Source organism: Hyalangium versicolor, assembly GCF_020103695.1.
GTDB lineage: Bacteria > Myxococcota > Myxococcia > Myxococcales > Myxococcaceae > Hyalangium > Hyalangium versicolor.
In genome coordinates, this window is record NZ_JAHXBF010000009.1 from 132,038 (window position 1) to 149,654 (window position 17,617).

The window sequence follows — 17,617 nt, forward strand, 5'->3', positions numbered from 1 at the left end:
AGTCGTGCTGTTGGACCTACCGTCTCCGCGCGCGCTCCAACAACCCGACCATCTCCTCGGCCATCCGGTCCCACGTCCACGCGCGGAGCGTGGCGGACAGCTCCGCGACGTGAGGCGCCAGCGCCGAGCCCTGCGCCCTCCACGCCTCCAACCTCCGGACCAGCTCCCCGGAATCATCCGGATCATCCAGCAACAGTGCGCTCAACGCCGGTGGATAGCGCTCCGCCACACCCGCGGCACGGCTCACCAGGGCCGGCAGCCCGGTGCACAGCGCCTCGTGGACACCCAGCCCGTACGACTCATACCGCGTGGGCGAGACGAGCAGATCCGCCGCCGCCATCAGCGCCGGCATGTCCTTGCGGAAGCCCAGGAACTGGATGCGCTCTCCCAACCCGCGCGTCCGCACCTCCCGCTCCCAGGCCTCCCGCTGCGCGCCACCACCCGCCACCTTCAGCTCCACATCCCAGTCGCCGCGAGCACACAGCCGAGCCCACGCCTCGAAGAGCGTATCGAATCCCTTGCGCCTGTCCCCCAGCGCGCCCACGAACAGCGCCACCTTCCGCGTCTCCGGCCAGCCCAGTGCCGCTCGCGCCGCGTGCCGCTCTTCGGGCGTCGTCAGACGGAAGCGCTCCGGATCGCTCCCCAGATACAGGACATGCACGCGCTCGGGAGGAATCCCCGTGGCCTTCAGGATGTGCTCGCGGGTGCGCTCGGCGTTCGCGATGACGAGGCGCGCACGCCGTATGGCCCGGCGCTCCGTGTACCGGTAGTACCGGTGGCTCGCGACTGTCTTGAGCCTGCGAACCACCGAACCCGTGCCCTCGGACGCATAGGCCGCGTGCACGTAGTGGATCCAATTCACTCCGGGGACCGTGCAGTTGCCCCCATTGACCACCACCTCTCCCCCCTCCGCCAGCGTCCGCAGCCCCCAGTAGCGCCCCGCCGCATCCAGCAGCGGCTCCCCGAGCAGGTACGCATTCGCCGGCTTCGGCACACGGATGAAGCGCACGTTCGAGTACGCCAGCAACTCCGGAGCAACCCGATGGGCCACCACCCGCACCACACCGCCCTGCCGCGCGAGGTAGCTCGCCAGGGCCAGGTTGGCCCGGTCCATTCCTCCCGTGGCGACGAAGTCACCTGAGACGAGGGTGTAGGGTCGCATCCACCGAGCTCCGAGGCCCCTGTCTCCGAGATTGCTGGTACGCCGCGAAGAGGGCCGCGTTGATCAACCAGAACACCATCCCCGACTGGCTCAGGAAGAACGGATAGCTGAACGTGATGGCGATGGCGCCGATGTTGTACCCCACCAGAATGGTGCCCCACAGCCAGAACTCATTCTCGTCATCCTGGAGGAACGCCATCCGCAGCGACCAGATCAACGCAATCAGCAACCCCAGCGGATAGAGCACCATGGCCGGCACGCCGCCGTCGAAGAGCCACGCCGTCCACTGGATCTCCGCCCACAACCCCATCTGCCGCTTGTCGCCAAAGTACGTGTAGGCCATGCCGTAGCGGCCAAGCCCCGCTCCCAGCGGGTACTCAGGCACATACAGGCCCATCGTGGTCTCGAGGAAATGGCCTCGGTTGCTGTAGTAGACGTCACCCGCCTCCGCCTGGACGAGGGTCCCCCAGCGGTTGGCAATGGCATCTCCGCCCAGCGTTACGGCCCAAGCGAAACCGCCAATCGCGAAGCCTCCCACCACCAGCACCAGCTTGGTCATCCGCAGCAGCCGGCCATTGGCGGCCAGCACGCCCGCGATCGCCACCAGGCACGCCAGCAGCATCACCGCGTTGGAGCGCACCTGGCACAGGTACAGGCTGACAATGCCCAGGAAGATGCCGCCGATGCTCAGGGCTCGGATGACGCCGCGCTTCGCGCTGATCAGAAACCCTGCCCCCAGCAGCACCGAGTAGAACGCTCCCGTGGAAGCCCCTCCCGGCGTGTCCGTGAGTCCGAACGGCCGGAAGATGCGCTGCCCCGAGGCCATCTCGAACTGGAGACTCTGGTTGTAGGCATCGCCCATGTCCCCGATGACGGTAGACAGCGCGGGCTGGAACCTGCCCGGGAAGTAGACCTGCAGCACGCCGAAGCCAGCGCTCGCCGCATTGAAGAGGAAGAGCAGGGCCAGGGTGCGCCGGAACGCCGTCGCGTCCATCTTCAGCCGCGTCACCCACAGCAGCGGCGCCATGACGGCGAACTCGATGCCCAACTGGGCCAGCGCCGCCATGTGGCTGCCCGTGTCCGGGTGGAAGAAGCCCACCGAGATGATCACCATCGCGGCGAGCACATACGGCAGCGACGGGTGCCGCAGGGAGCGCCCAGGCACCAGCACGAGCATCGCCAGGCTGGCCCCGAACGAGAAGATGCGAAACACCACCCGCAGCCCCGCGAGCGACTCCACGAGCAACGCCAGCTGGCTGAGGATCTGCACCGCGATGAAGGCGGGAACCACGAGGCCCGACGACCAGAAGTTCCAGCGCCCCGGCACGCGGGCGGGAGCTGGTCCGCTCTCCGTCCCCGGAGCCTGGGCAGGCACGGAGGCAGGGGCCGCACGGGTGTAGCGCCGCCGCAGGACGCCCGGTCCCTGGAGCTGCGGGCCTCTCACGAGAGCCTCCGCTCCGTGAGCGCTTGGACATCCTCGGCCAGCCCTTGCAGGAAGAGGGACGGCTCACACAGCGCCACGGCTCTCGCGGGTCCACCGGCCCCCAGCCGGCGCCGCTCCTCCGCATCCTGAATCAGCCGCTGAAGCGCCTCCGCCAGGGGCTCGGGCTTGGGTGGCACGAGGACGCCGCACGTGCCATCGATCGTCTCCAGCGGCGCACCCATGGCACTGGTGACGATGGGCAGTCCCGCCTGCAATGCCTCGATGAATGCCAGACCGAACGGCTCGGGGCCCAAGTTGGGCTGACAGTGGATGTCCCCCGCGCGCAACAGCCGAGGCACATCCGTGCGCTGCCCGAGGAACTTCACGCGCTCACGGATGCCCATGCGCGTGGCCAGCTCCTCCATCTCCGCCTGGTAGCGCTCCTCCACCGGACGCTGCGCACCTCCCGCCACCCAGAGCACCCAGCCCGGCAGCTCCCTCAGCCGCCCGAGCGCCTCCAGCAACAGCCGGTGCCCCTTCCACCCCTCCATGCGGCACGCCTGGACGATGACCACATCCCGCTCGCCTGCACCCAGCTCGGTGCGAGTCCGCGCCCGCTCGCCCGGATCCACGGGCTCCGGAGCAGGCACCGGGTAGTACCGGACCTTGTAGGGCACTCCGGGATAGACGCTCGCCAGCGTACTCACCGAAAACCGGCTGTTGGAGATGATCAGATCAGGCAGGGTGACCCGCGCCCATCGCTCCAGCCAGTGTTTCCCGGCCAGTGCGTCATGCTGGTGGAACAAGAGCGGCACCCCGCAGGTGCGCACCACCGGCCCGAAGAGCGCTTGCGGCCACGCCGCGTGACACACCACCGCCGCGTAACCCTCCTGCTCCAGCAGCCTCGTCAGCTCGCCCCGCGCGCGCCACAGTGTCCACGGACGGCTCACCCTCACCGCGCCCAGCAGGTGCACCGTGGCCCCGGCCTCGCGCAGCTCGCGGCTCAGCCGCCCCTCGAAGCAGAGCGCGAACTCGTGCACCAGCTCCGAGGAGCGCTTCTGCACGCGCGCCAGGGTCCGCAGGAACGTCTCGATGCCGCCGTACATGTTGCCGCTGTAGATGTGGAGGATCCGCACTTCACGACTCCCCTTCCGCGGTTCCTTCCACACGGCCGGACGAGCGACTCTCCTGGGCAGCCTGGAGGGCCTCGGCGTACAGCGCGAGGCTGCGCTCGGCCATCACGTCATGGCGGAAGTGCCCCACGGCCCGTGCCCGCGCCCCCTGCCCCAACCGCTCGGCAAGCCCCGGCTCGTCCACCAGCCGCCGCGCGGCCCGAGCCAACGCCTCGGCATCGTCCATGGGCACCGTGAGCCCGGTCTCCCCATGGAGGCTCACCCACGGCACGCCCGAGTGGGGAATCGCGGTGTTGATCACCGGCAGCCCGCTGGCCATGGCTTCGATCTGCGACAGCCCATACGCCTCGCTGCGCGCGTTGCTGGGAAACCAGAGGGCCGTGGCGGCACGGTACGCCCCGACAAGCTCGTCGGGAGGCAGATAGCCCGCCCACGTCACCCGCCCTTCCACGCCGAGCGCCTTGGCGCGCGCCTTGCCCTCCTGCTCCAGCGGCCCGACGCCCGCCACCACGAGCTGGCCCGGCACCCGCGTGAGCGCCTCAAGCGCGGTGAAGAGTCCCTTGTAATAGACGAGCCGCCCCACCATGAGCCACATCGGCGAGCCGTACGACTCGCGCCAGCGGGCCTCGGACTCTCGAGCCGCCGCGGAGGGCTCCAGGTAGGGCGACAGGTCGACGCCGAGCGGCAGCTCACGCACCTTCTCCCGGAAGTGCCGCAGCAAAGGCGAACCGGGAACGTACGCCGTGCTGGTGGCGATGAGCCGGCGAGCCCGCGCGTAGAGCAACCACTCGAAGGGGCGGAACAGCTTGCCGGCCACGCGCTGACGGATGACGTCACTGTGGTGGGTGATGACGACGGGAGGCAGCCACGGCGCGGCATCCAGCGCCAGCACCAGCGTGGGGTTGGGCGTGTGCAGGTGCACCACGTCCACGCCCCGAGCCAGCGCGCTCACCAGCTCGCGAGGCAGCTCCGGCATCACATCCATGCGCAGCAGCGAGGCCCACCGTCCCACGCGGATGACACGCACCTGCCCATCCCACTCCTCACGGGTGGGGCTGCGGCCGCGGAACTCATGGCTGAAGCCCGGCGAGGCGGCGTGGTTGATGCACAGCACCTCCACGCGGGCCCCCAGCGCGGCCTGGGCTCGGGCGAGCGTCTGGACATGGGCCTCCATGCCCCCCGCAGCCGGCGGGTAGAACTTCCCCAGGTGGAGCACGCGCAGCCCAGCGCCGGCACGCATCACGACGACGCCACCCCGTCCTTGGCCTCGTCGCCCGTGTAGTGCCCGTAGTAGCCACGGTAGGTGAGGTAGGTGTCTCGGTAGCGCGCGTCCGTCACATCCAGATCATTGAGGATGGCGCCGTACATCTGCGCCTGGACATCGGCCAGCGAGCGCAGCGCGCGCCGGGCGGACTCGCGGTTGGTCTTCGCCGCGCGCAGCACCAGCACCACGCCATCCGTCTGCGTGGCCAGCACCGCCGAGTCCGACACGGCATTGAGCGGCGGGCTGTCGAGGATGATTCGATCGAACTTCCCGCTGGCCGCCTTGAGCAGCTCGCCGAAGGCCTGGGTGTGAAGCAGCTCGGCGGGATTGGGAGGGATGGGGCCGCAGGGCAGGACGAAGAGGTTGGGCACCTCGGTGCTCTTCACCGCCGTGTCCAGCGAGCCCTCGCCCACCACCAGCGAGCTGATGCCCACGTCGTTGGGCACGCCGAAGGCCTTGTGCAGGCGCGGCCGGCGCATGTCCGTGTCCAGCAGCAGCACGCGGTTGCCACTCTGCGCCATGGCCACGCCCAGGAAGATGCAGGTGGTGGACTTGCCCTCCTGCGGGCCGCTGCTCGTCACCACCAGCGTCTTGAAGGGCTTGTCCGGAGACATGAAGAGCAGGTTCGTCCGGATGGCCCGGCAGCACTCAGCCACCGAGGACTTCGGCTGCCGGTGGACGTACAAGTCCCGCTCACGCGGGTTCTCGCCCTTCTGCTCCACGCGAGGCACGAAGCCCAGGAAGGCCAGCCCCAGCCGCTCCTCCACGTCCGACTGCGAGGCCACGGTGTTCTCCTGGAGCTCCAGCCCCACCACCACCAGGCAGCCCAAGAACAGGCCGAACACCAGCGCCGTCATCACCGACTTGCGCACATCCGGCTTCACCGGCGCGAACGAGGGCCTCGCCGCGTCCAGCACGCGCACGTTCGTGGTGCGCAGCAGGCCCGACAGCTCGATGTCCTTGAGCCGCCGCAGCACCGACTCGTACAGGCGCCGGTTGTTCTCCGCCTCGCGCGTGAGGTTGTCGAATTGGATCTGCCGCTTGCCCAGCTGGAAGGCCTCATCGCGTGCCGTCGCCAGCAGGCGCGCCAGGTTCTTCTCCTCGTTCACCGCCGTGACCAACTCCGTCTCCGCCTTGCGCACCACGTTGGTGAGGCTGCGCACGAAGTCCTCGCGCACCACGCCCAGCCGGCTGTTGCACTCGATCATCTTCGGGTGCTCGGCCAGGTAGCGCTCACTCAGCTCCACGCACACGGCGCGCTGCTCGATGAAGCGACGCTTGAGCTCCTGGATGGGGGTGTCGCTGGCGCCGGGCACCGCCTCGGCCCACGTCTCGTCTCCCTGAGCGCTCTTCTGCAATTGGCGGATGGCATCCACGCGCCCCTGGAGCGCGGCGATGCGCGTGCGCACCTGGGTGAGGCTGTTCTCGTAGCTGCCGATGCGCTCGGTGACGCTGTTCTTCTCCTTCTCCGCGGACACCGCGAGCATGTCCGCGTCCTTCTTGAAGTCGTACAGAGCCAGCTCGCTGGCCTGGGAGGCCTTCTCCAGCTCCACCTTGCGCTCCTCGAGCCACTGGGTGGCGCTCTCGGTGGTGCGCAAGCGCAACGCGAGGTTCTCGGCCATGTAGGCCTGCGCCACCTCGTTGGCCAGCAGGGCCGCGCGCTGCGGGTCCAGGTCCTCCACGAAGACATTCACCACGCGCGAGTCCTTCACCGGGCCCACGCTGATGCGCGACTGGAGCAGACCCACGGCGTCCGCGCCCTGCATGGCCTGGAGGCGGGCCTTCTCGTCCTTGAGGGAGGCCACGCCCAGGAAGCCCGCGTCGTGCTGGAGGCCCAGCTTCTCCACCACGCGGGTGGCTACCGCGCGCGAGGTGATGACCTGGTTCTGGGTGGCGTAGTACTCCTTGTTGAACCAGTAGTTGCTGCGCTCGTCGCCCATCAGCTCCTTCACGTCGCTGTCGAGCACCCGGGGCGCGGCGACATCGATGATGAGCGAGGTGCTGGAGGCGTACACCTTGGGCTGGCGCAGCGTCTGCACGGTGGCCAGGCCCGTCACCAGCACGGCCACCCCGAGGACGACCCACTTGCGGCGCCAGAACGCGCGCACGTAGCGCATCACGTTCAATGGCGGCATTCCGGCACCGGCGGCCGGGTCGTTCACGGGACCTTCCAACGCGATTCTCCTGGAGCCTGCACTTGTGTGGCGGTCCGGCTCGGACACCTGGGCACCGACCTGCACCCACAGCCGCAGCCGAGCGTGCCCCTTCCGGGCCAGGGGGTCAATCTTCCAGGAGGGAATGCGCGGTGCCTGGATGCCTGCCAGGCGTACCCTTGTCACGGAGGTGCGAGCACAAGGCCCGGAGCGTGTGCTAGTGACGGCCGCGTGAATCCGCCTCTCTCCGTGGTCGTCCCCTACTCTCCCACCACAGCCGCCATCGCGGCCCGCTTCGCCCACGCACTGTCGGGCAGAGCGGAGGTGGTGCTCGCGGGAGAGGGGCCCGTGGAGGTGGAGCCCGGACCGGGAGTGCATGTGCTCTCGGGTGTATCCGGCAAGGGAGCGGCCATCCGGGCGGCGCTGGAGAAGGTGACGGGGGAGGTGACGGTGCTCCAGGAGCCGGATGAGGCCTACACGCCGGAGTCCTACGAGGCGCTGTGCCGCCCCATCCAGGAGGACACGGCGGATGCGGTGTTCGGCCGCCGCTCGGCGCCGGGGCTGAGGCCGGAGCTGCTGGCGGATCAAGCGCTGGGAGGCTTCACACGCTTTGTGACGGATGTGGCACTGAAGGATCCGCTCACGGGCGTGCGAGCGTTCCGCACGGAGGCGCTGCGCTCGGTGACGCTGACGAGTGAGGACGACGCGGTGGATGCGGAGCTGGTGGTGAAGTTGGCCGCGCAGCTCTACCGGCTGACGGAGGTGCCGCTGCCGCTGCAGGCTGCTCCGAAGCCCCCACTGGCCTCGCAGCTGTCGAAGCTCCGGACGCTGATGCGGTACGCCACGGTGCAGGACGACGCGGACAACCGGCACGAGGGCTACAGCACGCTGGAGCGGATGGACGGCGCCAACAACTACAACGCGTGGCTGGGGCGCCGATTCCGCGAGCACCTGGGCAAGCGGGTGCTGGAGATCGGCGCGGGGATTGGAACCATTACGCGGGAGCTGGAGTCCGGGTGCGAGCTGCTGGTGGCGCTCGAGGTGGACCGCTTCTATGTGGACCGACTGAAGAACCTGTTCCGGGGCAAGCCACACGTGCGGCCGTACCTGTCGGACGTGGCGCTGGCGGACTGGGAGTCGCTGAAGGCCGAGAAGCTGGACACCATCGTGCTGTCCAACGTGCTGGAGCACATCCCGGACGATGGGGCGGCGGTGCGGCGCTTCCGGCAGATCCTCCCAGTGGGAGGCCGGGTGCTCATCCTGGTGCCGGCGCTGCCGCAGTTGTTCGGAGCCATCGACGAGGCGGTGGGGCACCACCGGCGGTACACGCCGGAGACGCTGCGCAGGGTGCTGGAAGGGAACGGCTTCGCGGTGGACCGGCTCGAGTGGATGAACCTGGTGGGGATTCCGGGGTGGTTCATGAACAGCCGGGTGCTGAGGCGGCGGGCGGTGCCTCGGTTCCAGCTGAAGCTGTATGACAGGCTGGCGCCGCTGTTGGCGGAGGCGGAGCGCCACGTGAAGCTGCCGGTGGGAATGAGTCTGTTCGCGGTTGCCCGAGTCACTGGAGAAGTCGCATGAAGAGGGTTGAAGCGATCATCAAGCCGTCGAAGCTGGACGAGGTGAAGGAAGCGCTGCACAGGCTGGGCGTGCAGGGCATGACGGCCACGGAGGTGAAGGGGTTCGGCCGGCAGCGGGGCCATACGGAGTTCTACAAGGGCTCCGAGTCCGCCTCGGTGGGCTTCCTGCAGAAGGTGAGGCTCGAGGTGGTGGTGGACGACGGGCAGGTAGAGAAGGTGGTGGAGGCCATCGTCGGCGCGGCGCGGACGGGGAAGATCGGCGACGGGAAGATCTTCATCATGCCGGTGGAAGAGGTGATCCGGATCCGCACCGGGGAGCGCGGGAGCCAGGCGCTGTGAGGCCGGCGCGCCAGGCCTGATCTGTCAGGCCTCTGGCCGCGAGTGGCTAGCCTCCACGCCGATACACCGCGTAGCCCGGCGTGCTCCACACGCGGGCAAAGCCGCGAGCGGAGAGCCAGGCACCGGCCTGGCCTTCGCGCACGATGGCGTAGTTGAAGAGGCGGTTGTTCACGAGCTCGCCCGTCAGCATGTTCTGAGGCACGTTCTTCGACGTGAGCATGTAGCCGCCGTTCAGGTGGACGCGGTCTTCGATGAGCAGCCCCGTCAGATCCGGCCTCTGCCCCACCCACGCCTGGGCCTGGTACACGGCGAACTTCCCGGTGTAGTCCGCGTCCGGCAGGTGCGCGATCGCGAGCCCGTCCTCGACCAGGAGCCCCAGCGCCACGAGGAGAGCGACCCACCACAGGGGACTCCTCCGCTCGTCCGCCTTCCCCTGCTTGCGCGCAATCCACCCGGCTGCTGCTGCGGCGGCGGCCGTGAGCAACAAGGGCCAGAAGAGCACGACGAAGCGCTCCTCCTTGTGCGCCTGCGTCGAGAGATACGCGAGCAACAGGAGCCCTGGCAGGGCCCACGTCCAGACTCGCCGGAAGCCCACTGCGATGACCACGGCCAGCACCAGGAGGAAGCCCCCCGTGCGAGCAATGATTCCCTCCACATACCAGAGCCGGGGTGCCTGGCCGTGTTCGACGGCGCGCCCCTGCACGAAGTTGTAGTCGATGAAGGCGATCGCCGAGTGAAACGGACGGCCCCACGTCGCCCAGTCGAGAGCCCCCAGCATCGCGATCGGCACGAGCGCCGCGAGGGCGACGGCGAGCACCGTCCGGAAGCGGCCGCGCAGGAGCCAGTCGAGGGGCGGGATGAGCGCAAGCGGCGCGTTCGGGATGCGGATGCACGCCCCGAGCGACAGCAGCAGCCCCACCATGAGCCCACGCCGCAGGCTCTCGCGATCAGGCCGCGTGCGCGCATCGACCCAGAGCGCATAGCCCCACACGAAGAGGATCATCGAGGGGACTTCCGTCAGCGTCTGCGGCCCGAAGTACACGAGCGTCGGAAACAGCGCGCATCCGAACGCGGCCAGCAACCCACCGGCATCCACCGCCCGCTCGGAGTCGGCACCCTCGGACTGCTCGCCGCCAGGCCCCATGAACTCGCGCGTCATCGCCCGCCCCGCGATGAAGGCAGCGATGGCCATCGTTGACGACACCAGCGCCCAGTGGACCTGCAGGAAGAGCAGGAGGTACTCGCCGCGGCGGAGGCCAAACCACCCCAGCAGCTCCATCCACGCGCCGTGATAGCCCGGGAGCAGCCACGACCGCAGCCCCGTGCTCCACTCCCACGCCATCCAACCGTAGCCGTGGAGGTGCTTCCAAGCAGGCTCCAGGTACTGGAAGAACGCATCCGGGTGGAGGGCGGGATGGAGCGCGATGGCCACCAGCCGGGCGAGCGCCCCCAGCGCCACGATGAGGCTCAGGCCCTGCCGGGTACGAGGCGAGAGGCTCATTGCCCGATCGCCTCCAGCTCGTACAAGCGAACGAGGTCATTCCCGGTCCCACTGCCCACGCGGAACTCCACGCGAACGCCCTCGGCATTGTCGCACCCCACCTCGTGGCGCGCGATGTCCTCACGGTTGTCGTGCACCACGAACTGCGAGGCGCCCTGCCCTTGCGAGAGACATATGAGGGTGTAGTCCCGCATGGTGCCCCCTCCCTCGAGGCGCCCCGAGAAGGTGAGCACCACCCGGCTCACGTGCCGAGGCTTGTCCCAGAGCACCTCGACCCACGGCGAGGCATCTTCCGGCGCGGAGGCCCACTTCTCCGTGCCGCTCGGCGTGGCGTAGCCATCCACGACAAAGCCCGGGTGGTGCAGGCTCGGCCAGAACGCCGAGCTCGCCCGGACGCGCGAGCCGTACCGGAACAACGCGAGATCATGCTCGGTGGCGGGGTGCGGTTCGAGGACAGGAAACTGTGTCTCGCTCACGGGCCTCTCGCGCGCGAACGCGATGGCCGCGGCGCCCAGGAGCAGCGAGGTGCCGATCGCGACGAGCACGAGAGGGCGGACCGCACCGAACATCCAGCACGGATAGCACGCCCGCTACACGCAGAGCAAAATGGAAGCCAGATCGACCGCGAGCCCGCTTTGGCGGATACTGCCCCGGGTACAGACCTGAACTTGGGAGCACCATGGGAGCCCTCGAACCGAACGATCGTGAGCTGGCGGCGTACTGGATGCCGTTCACGCACAACCGCTACTTCAAGCAGAACCACGCCCGGCGCATGCTCGCCAAGGCCGAGGGTGCCTACTACTGGACGACCGAGGGCGAGAAGCTCTTCGACGCCCTGAGCGGCCTGTGGTGCTGCGGCCTGGGTCACCGCCACCCGAAGATTGTCGAGGCCATCAAGCAGCAGTTGGACTCGGTGGACTACAGCCCCGCCTTCCAGATGGGGTACGGCCCCACCTTCAAGCTGGCCGAGCGCATCGTGAGCATGGCGCCAGCAAGCATGGGCCAGGTGTTCTTCGTGAACTCGGGCTCGGAGGCCGTGGACACCTCGATGAAGATGGCGCTGGCCTACCACCGCGCCAAGGGCGAGTCCCACCGCACGCGCTTCATTGGCCGCGAGAAGGGCTACCACGGCGTGGGCTTTGGAGGCATCTCGGTGGGCGGCATCGTGGCCAACCGGAAGATGTACCCCACGGCCATGCTGGTGGGAGTGGACCACCTGCCACACACGCACAACCTGAAGGAGATGGCCTTCACCAAGGGCGAGCCCACCTGGGGCCTGCACCTGGCCAACGAGCTGGAGCGCATCATCGCGCTCCATGACGCCTCGACGATTGCCGCCGTCATCGTCGAGCCGATGCAGGGCTCGGCCGGCGTCATCGTCCCGCCCAAGGGCTACCTGCAGCGGCTGCGGGAGATCTGCACGAAGAACGGCATCCTGCTCATCTTCGACGAGGTGATCTGCGGCTTTGGCCGCATGGGCGCCAACTTCGCCGCGCAGCACTACGGGGTGGTGCCGGACATGATCACCTTCGCCAAGGGGGTGAACAACGGCACGGTGCCCTTGGGCGGCGTCATCGTCCGCAAGGACTTGTACGAAGGGCTGATGACGGGCCCGGACCACGCGGTGGAGTTCTTCCACGGCTACACGTACTCGGGGCACCCGCTGGCGGTGGCCGCCGCGCACGCCACGCTGGACATCCTGGCCGCCGAGGGCATCAACGAGCGGGTGAAGTCGCTGGTGCCGGTGCTGGAGGAGACGATCCACGGGCTGAAGGGCGAGCCCAACGTGATCGACATCCGGAACTGCCAGTTGGCGGCCGCGGTGGAGCTGTCTCCCATCGAAGGCAAGCCGGGCCTGCGCGCCATCAAGGTGTTCGAGGAGGCGCTCAAGCGCGGGGTGCTGTTCCGCTTCACGGGCGACATCATCGCGATGGGCCCGCCGTTCATCTCCACGCCGGACGAGCTGCAGCGCATGGCCGAGGTGCTGCGCGAGTCCATCCGCGCGGCGGGGTAGCGCTCGGGCCGCACGCGCGGCCTGCACGGGTCCGGCGAGCCTCGTCTGTCAGAGGCCGCCGGACCGGCTCCAGCCGACGTCCGCGCTCCGTCCTCGCTACCGGGGCAGCGACACGCGGCGGACCTTGAAGGGCAGCTTCGCCGGGGGCGAGTTGGGGACGGTGATGGCCGACAGCTGGCCCTCGGACACCCAGGCGCTGCCTTCGGCGATCTCCACCGAGGAAGGATCCTCCAGCCCCTCCTGGAGCCGAGTCACGGTGCCCTGGTTGCCCGAAAGGGCGATGCGAGACAGCGCCTTGCCGTACTGCTCGGCGACGATGAGCCCCAGCCCATCCACGTACTGCAACCCATCCGGGCCCAGGAGGGCCTTGTCCAGCGAGATGGGCTGGAGGCTGCCCGCGTCACCGCTGGCCGTGAGCGGGATGCGGAAGAGCCTGCCGTCACCTGTCTTCACGGCGTACAGCGAGGACTGGCCGTCATGGATGAGGCCATTGAGGCCGAACTGGCCCTCGGGCGGCTCGAGCTCCGCCGAGCGGAGGAGCACCTCCGCGGATTCATCCACCTCTCGCCGGTCGGCCCGCACGCGGATGATGCGGCCGATGGCGGAGTCACTCGCATAGATGTTGCCGGCCGCGTCCTCGGTGATCTCATTGCAGAACCCGGCGCCCCGGCCCTCCTCCACGGGGAAGGTGTGCCGGTGGGCGGCCTGAGCCGTCTGCCGATCGACGGCGATGAGCTGGGGCGCGTTCGTGGTGCCGTATACGTTGCTGCACAGCCACAGGTACTTCTGGTCGCGCTGCACGTGCAGGCCCACCACGCCCGTGACGATGGCGCGGGGAGCGACGAACTCCTCAGCGTCCGCGCTGCCCGGCTTCACCTGGATGATCTGCCCCGTCCAGATGCTGCCGACATAGAGGGTGTTGTCCTCGGCGGCGGCGATGCCCTCGGGGTAGAAGTCGTTGCCGGGCAGGTGGATCTCCGTCACGCCCGTGCGCAGCACCGGCTGCTGGGGCTCCTCGGTGTCGTCCGAGCAGCCAGCGGCGCTCAGGCATGCCAGGGCTACGGCTACACCGCGAAGGAAGAAGGTTCTCGACGTCCTCATGGTTTGCTCCCGTCAGGATTGGAAGGTGACGGGGGGCAATGTGCCGGGCGCTCCGAGAGCGTTCTTGAACAATCTTGCGGTGTCGGAAGGGGCTCAGGCGCCGCGGGCGTAGCGCCGGGGCGTCATGCCATACGAGGCCTTGAAGCTCCGTGCGAAGTGGGCCTGATCCGCGAACCCCAGTGTGTAGGCCACCTCGCCCGCGGGGACACCCCGGCGCAGCAGCGGCAGCGCACGCCACAGCCGGAGCCGCTGCTGGTACGTGTGCGGAGGCAGACCGGTGTCCCGAGCGAACACGCGTGCCAGGTGGAACTTGCTCAGGCCCACGGCGGTGGCGAGCTCCTCGAGCGACACACCCTCCGGGGCATGCGCATGCAGGTATTCGCGGGCGCGGCGGACGGCGCGTACCTCGGAGCCCAGGGGGTAGAGGGTGGCACTGCCGTAGCGGCGGATGAAGAGATCCACCATGGCCTCCACCAGCCATGTCTCCCACTCGAGCGGAGGCGCACCTTCCCAGAAGCGCCGATGGAAGCGCAGCAGACTGTGCGAGGCCTCTGGATCCTCGAAGGCGGTGACTTCCCGAGGCAGCGGCATGGGCTGGGGAGAGGCCCCTTCGATGGCGCGCTCCAGCACCACCGTCTCCAGACGGATGCCTCGTAGCATGGGCACGAAGCGCGGATCGCTGGAGGCGGCGTGAGGCTCGTGGGGTGGAACGAAGAAGAGCGCTCCCGATGAACCGGCCCCCTGGGTGTAGAGGCCGGACTCGGTTTCCGTGGTGACCACGCCGTCCTGGAGCAGGCCGATTTCCCACCACGCGTGGTGGTGCATCTCGGAGGCAAACGGCTTGCCTCCGGTGACGAAGAGCTCGAGGCCGGAGCCCTGCGACTGCGGAGAGCGCTGCGTGTCGTGCCTGCACTGCTCCTGACCCATGACGTGCCTCCTCGCGCCTTGGACTCGGAGTGCCCGGTTGTCGGCCGAGCCCTCCCTGGGGGCACATCCTAGCCGTCGCTGGACGACGCGTGTCAGGGCAGCAGCCCTTCCTGCGCTCCACGTGAGAGGATCTCCGCGAGCAGCTCCAGTGAGCCCGAAGTGTCCACCCGCGTCTGCGAGACCTTGCCGTCCTGCAGATGGGTCTCGCCTCCCACGAACATGGGGAGCGGCCGGCGGCCCAGGCGCAGCAACCGCTCGTCGTAGAAAGCCCCGGGTGCCCGCTCCTTGAGCAGCCGCGCCAGCGCCACGATGTTGGCGGTGCGGGTGGGCTGCATCGCGGCACCCAGGCACGAGAAGTCCAGCTCGCGCTCGCGCAGCACGATGCGCTGGCCGCCTCGGCCGTGGAGCAGCACCACCTGCTCCGTCTCCTCCTGCTGGGAGCGCGCCGTCCGTTCGACTGTCTGGGACATCTTCAAGCCCTGGGTGATGACGGCCGCCGCCACGGAGAACTGCTTGGACTTCTGCGTGACGGCCGTCTCCGAGCGAACGGAGCTGGAGCCTCGAAACAGGGCGGAGACTTCCGTCCAAGGCAGCTCGACAGGAGCCCCCGAGCGTGCCTGAAAGGTCGCCCCGGCTGGCCCCAGCACCGCGGTCCGGGCGACGACTCGCGTCCCCTGGGAGGCTGCATCCCCATCCACCGAGAGCACCGCCAGCCCTGCCTGCCTCAGCTCGGTCACGAGCGCATGCGCGGACGGGGGCACCAGGCTGGCGAGGATCGCGGGAGGTTCGGGGGCTAGCCGGATGCGCGCCTCGGCGAGCGTGAGGCCCGCGGCGCGCCCCAGTGCCGCGGCTGCGGCCTCCACGTCCTTCGGTACCCGCACGCTGGCTACCAGCTTCATGTCACCACCCTACCGCTCCTGCGGACACCGGCCCAGCCGGCCCCGAGCCAGTGCCCACAAAATGAAACACCCCCGGAGGAAACTCCCCCGGGGGTGCATGTCACTCAGCGCTCAGCGCATCAAGGCGTGTAGGTGCCCTTGAGCGAGAGGCCCGAGTACGAGGTGTAGCCGTTCAGCATCACGTAGTAGCGGCCGGCGGTGGTCTTCGCCGCCATGTTGCACGTCTCCGCGTTGCCAGTGATGTACGGGCGGCAGTCGTACGAGGCGGTGGTCGGCTGCGCGCCGAACTTCACGTACAGGTCCGCATCACCCGAGCCGCCGCTGGTCACGAAGGTGACCGCCTTGCTGGCCGGAACATCCAGGTAGTAGTAGGTCGACGAGCCCGAGGAGCCCGACAGGCTGGTCTTCGCCACGCCGTTGGTCAGCGCGGTGGCCGTGCCACCCGAAGAGCCGCCAGTCACACCCACCGCCGTCCAGGCCGCCGTCACCGAGGCCACCTCGGCCGTGGTGTAGCCCAGCGACGTGGCCGCCTGCTCCGTGTACGTCTTCGCCTGCGCGAAGGTGGTGGAGGCGGTGAAGAGCGAGGTGTTGGCCTTGTACCAGATCTGCCCGGCCTTCTGGACGCCGATGCCCGTCACCACCGTGGAGGACTTGCCGCGCGGGTGCGTGCCGCCCTTGGAGACCAGGGCGAACGCCAGGTTGGCGATACCCGAGCTGTAGTGCACGTCCTTGGTACCCGCGGAGCTCGTCCAGTAGTCCAGCGAGCCGCCGTCCTTGGCCGGATCGTCCATGTAGCGGAGCGCGTCACCCGAGGTGCCCGGCGTCCACACGGCCTCGCCGATCTGCCAGATGGCCGTGGCGGTGGACCAGCTGTTCTCCCAGCTCTGGCAGATGGCGGCGAACGTGTCGCTCATCGCCTCGTTCAGGCCACCGGACTCACCCGAGTACGTCAGGTTCGAGGTGCGCTCGGTCACCGCGTGCGTCAGCTCGTGCGTGGTGACGTCCTTGTCGATGGCCAGCGAGATGGAGTTCACGCCATCGCCATCGCCGTACACCATCTGCGTGCCGTCCCAGTAGGCGTTCACGTAGTTGGTGCTGTAGTGCACGGAGCTGATGTACGTCGCGCCCGCGTTGTCGAACGAGTCGCGGTTGAAGTTCGTCTTGTAGCAGTTGTACGTGGCGCCCAGCGCGTCGTAGTTGGAGTTGACGGTGCTGTCGCTGACGGCCGCCTGGCCCTCGGAGCGCTTGAGCGTACCCGGGGTGGAGGTGCCGTTGTTGGAGCTGTACACCTTGCGGTTGAGCGCGGTGCGGATCTCCGAGCGGCGCTCCAGGGTGGAGCCGTCCACCGCGTTGATGTAGACGCGCTCGCGGATGGGCTGCTCGCGGCCCTCGCCCACCACCAGCTGCTCATAGGCCAGCTTCAGCTTCTGGTCCTGACCCGAGCGGATGTACACCAGGCGCGGCTCGCCCTCGGAGTCGATGTGACGGCCCAGGGACATGGTGGAGCGCAGCGCGCTCTCCTTCGCCGCGTCGGCGGAGATGGCCGGCTTGGCCGAGGCAATCTCGCCGTCACGCGCGGTGCCGTTGGCCGCGTAGATGTTGCCAGCGCGGTCCACGTGGATGATGAGCTCCTCGCCCACCACCGGCAGGCCGTTCTTCAGCTGCTGGTAGCGGATGTGGTCGCCCTGCTCGTCCGTGAAGACGCGGCTGACGGCCAGGTCCGAGGCGTTCATGCGGAACACGGAGGCGATGCTCGGCAGGGACTGCGCCACGCGGTCGTGCGAGGCCACCAGCGTCAGACCCACGGCCGGCTTGGCCGTACCCAGCTGGCCGCTGATCATGTACGGCACGCCATTGTCATGCGCGCCCACGACGCGGGCGCTGGGCAGCGCGGCGAGCGCGGACTGCACATCGGCGATCTCGAGTTCTTCCACCTTCTGCGTACCGGGAGCAGCGGACTCTGGGTCGGCCATCTCGCACGCGGCGAGTGGGAGAGTGGCCAACAGAGCGGCAACGATGCGATTGCGAACCAAGTGGGGGATCCTCCTGCCAGCGGCGGGGGTGCCGTTGGGCACCGCCGCACTAAGCAGGGATTGGGCCAGTCTCTCAAAAACCATGGAATCC

Annotated in this window: 14 protein-coding genes; 3 read left to right on the forward strand and 11 right to left on the reverse strand. The window is 68.7% G+C overall.

The genetic code is table 11. The annotated features are described in order from the left end of the window. Positions 1–16: 16 nt before the first annotated feature. From KY501_RS20025 to KY501_RS20045, 5 genes are read right to left on the reverse strand one after another with little or no spacing between them, the layout of a single operon-like run. Positions 17–1,162, reverse strand: a complete 1,146-nt coding sequence (locus tag KY501_RS20025; RefSeq protein ID WP_224364808.1) for a glycosyltransferase family 4 protein — start codon at positions 1,160–1,162, stop codon at positions 17–19. Continuing rightward, positions 1,134–2,606, reverse strand: a complete 1,473-nt coding sequence (locus KY501_RS20030) for an O-antigen ligase family protein (RefSeq protein ID WP_224364809.1) — start codon at positions 2,604–2,606, stop codon at positions 1,134–1,136. The genes KY501_RS20025 and KY501_RS20030 overlap by 29 nt, the downstream gene beginning before the upstream one ends. After that, positions 2,603–3,721 (reverse strand): glycosyltransferase family 4 protein, encoded by a 1,119-nt coding sequence (locus KY501_RS20035; RefSeq protein WP_224364810.1) that lies wholly within the window; start codon positions 3,719–3,721, stop codon positions 2,603–2,605. Before KY501_RS20035 ends, KY501_RS20030 begins: the two co-directional genes overlap by 4 nt. Before the next feature lies 1 nt (position 3,722). Next, positions 3,723–4,958: a glycosyltransferase gene (locus KY501_RS20040; RefSeq protein ID WP_224364811.1), complete on the reverse strand. Its 1,236-nt coding sequence runs from the start codon at positions 4,956–4,958 to the stop codon at positions 3,723–3,725. Further along, a complete protein-coding gene (locus KY501_RS20045) occupies positions 4,958–7,099 on the reverse strand; it encodes a GumC family protein (RefSeq protein WP_224365033.1) in 2,142 nt (713 codons plus the stop codon). The genes KY501_RS20040 and KY501_RS20045 overlap by 1 nt, the downstream gene beginning before the upstream one ends. Before the next feature lie 267 nt (positions 7,100–7,366). Between KY501_RS20045 and KY501_RS20050 the strand changes: the two genes are divergently transcribed. Both KY501_RS20050 and KY501_RS20055 read left to right on the forward strand, forming a co-directional pair. Next, on the forward strand, positions 7,367–8,713 hold the full coding sequence (locus KY501_RS20050) for a bifunctional glycosyltransferase/class I SAM-dependent methyltransferase (protein WP_224364812.1): 1,347 nt from the start codon (positions 7,367–7,369) through the stop codon (positions 8,711–8,713). Next, positions 8,710–9,051 (forward strand): P-II family nitrogen regulator, encoded by a 342-nt coding sequence (locus tag KY501_RS20055; protein ID WP_224364813.1) that lies wholly within the window; start codon positions 8,710–8,712, stop codon positions 9,049–9,051. The genes KY501_RS20050 and KY501_RS20055 overlap by 4 nt, the downstream gene beginning before the upstream one ends. A gap of 46 nt (positions 9,052–9,097) precedes the next feature. Here KY501_RS20055 and KY501_RS20060 read toward each other — a convergent pair whose 3' ends face one another. Then, positions 9,098–10,552, reverse strand: coding sequence for a glycosyltransferase family protein (locus tag KY501_RS20060; protein ID WP_224364814.1), 1,455 nt, complete (start codon positions 10,550–10,552; stop codon positions 9,098–9,100). Next, positions 10,549–11,121, reverse strand: coding sequence for a discoidin/SUN/FTP domain-containing protein (locus KY501_RS20065; RefSeq protein ID WP_224364815.1), 573 nt, complete (start codon positions 11,119–11,121; stop codon positions 10,549–10,551). The genes KY501_RS20060 and KY501_RS20065 overlap by 4 nt, the downstream gene beginning before the upstream one ends. Positions 11,122–11,231: 110 nt before the next feature. On the opposite strand from KY501_RS20065, the gene aptA reads away from it, so the two are divergent. Then, positions 11,232–12,566 carry an omega-aminotransferase AptA gene (aptA, locus tag KY501_RS20070; RefSeq protein WP_224364816.1) on the forward strand — a complete coding sequence of 445 codons (1,335 nt, stop codon included), beginning with the start codon at positions 11,232–11,234 and terminating at the stop codon, positions 12,564–12,566. 96 nt (positions 12,567–12,662) lie between these two features. On the opposite strand, the gene KY501_RS20075 is transcribed toward aptA, so the two are convergent. The 4 genes from KY501_RS20075 to KY501_RS20090 all read right to left on the reverse strand — a co-directional run bounded on the left by KY501_RS20075 (position 12,663) and on the right by KY501_RS20090 (position 17,526). Beyond that, positions 12,663–13,667: an SMP-30/gluconolactonase/LRE family protein gene (locus KY501_RS20075; protein ID WP_224364817.1), complete on the reverse strand. Its 1,005-nt coding sequence runs from the start codon at positions 13,665–13,667 to the stop codon at positions 12,663–12,665. Between the two features lie 93 nt (positions 13,668–13,760). Continuing rightward, positions 13,761–14,594 carry a helix-turn-helix transcriptional regulator gene (locus tag KY501_RS20080; RefSeq protein WP_224364818.1) on the reverse strand — a complete coding sequence of 278 codons (834 nt, stop codon included), beginning with the start codon at positions 14,592–14,594 and terminating at the stop codon, positions 13,761–13,763. Between the two features lie 92 nt (positions 14,595–14,686). Beyond that, on the reverse strand, positions 14,687–15,493 hold the full coding sequence (locus tag KY501_RS20085; RefSeq protein WP_224364819.1) for a hypothetical protein: 807 nt from the start codon (positions 15,491–15,493) through the stop codon (positions 14,687–14,689). A 119-nt stretch (positions 15,494–15,612) separates the two neighbouring features. Next, on the reverse strand, positions 15,613–17,526 hold the full coding sequence (locus KY501_RS20090) for a M4 family metallopeptidase (protein WP_224364820.1): 1,914 nt from the start codon (positions 17,524–17,526) through the stop codon (positions 15,613–15,615). Positions 17,527–17,617 lie beyond the last annotated feature (91 nt).

Excerpts from the sequence above, each read along its gene's own strand:
- KY501_RS20025 (WP_224364808.1), bottom strand. The coding sequence starts at position 1,162 with ATGCGACCCTACACCCTCGTCTCAGGTGACTTCGTCGCCACGGGAGGA.
- KY501_RS20040 (WP_224364811.1), bottom strand. The coding sequence starts at position 4,958 with ATGCGTGCCGGCGCTGGGCTGCGCGTGCTCCACCTGGGGAAGTTCTAC.
- KY501_RS20045 (WP_224365033.1), bottom strand. The coding sequence starts at position 7,099 with ATGCGCTACGTGCGCGCGTTCTGGCGCCGCAAGTGGGTCGTCCTCGGG.
- KY501_RS20055 (WP_224364813.1), top strand. The coding sequence starts at position 8,710 with ATGAAGAGGGTTGAAGCGATCATCAAGCCGTCGAAGCTGGACGAGGTG.
- KY501_RS20060 (WP_224364814.1), bottom strand. The coding sequence starts at position 10,552 with ATGAGCCTCTCGCCTCGTACCCGGCAGGGCCTGAGCCTCATCGTGGCG.
- KY501_RS20065 (WP_224364815.1), bottom strand. The coding sequence starts at position 11,121 with ATGTTCGGTGCGGTCCGCCCTCTCGTGCTCGTCGCGATCGGCACCTCG.
- aptA (WP_224364816.1), top strand. The coding sequence starts at position 11,232 with ATGGGAGCCCTCGAACCGAACGATCGTGAGCTGGCGGCGTACTGGATG.
- KY501_RS20075 (WP_224364817.1), bottom strand. The coding sequence starts at position 13,667 with ATGAGGACGTCGAGAACCTTCTTCCTTCGCGGTGTAGCCGTAGCCCTG.
- KY501_RS20080 (WP_224364818.1), bottom strand. The coding sequence starts at position 14,594 with ATGGGTCAGGAGCAGTGCAGGCACGACACGCAGCGCTCTCCGCAGTCG.
- KY501_RS20085 (WP_224364819.1), bottom strand. The coding sequence starts at position 15,493 with ATGAAGCTGGTAGCCAGCGTGCGGGTACCGAAGGACGTGGAGGCCGCA.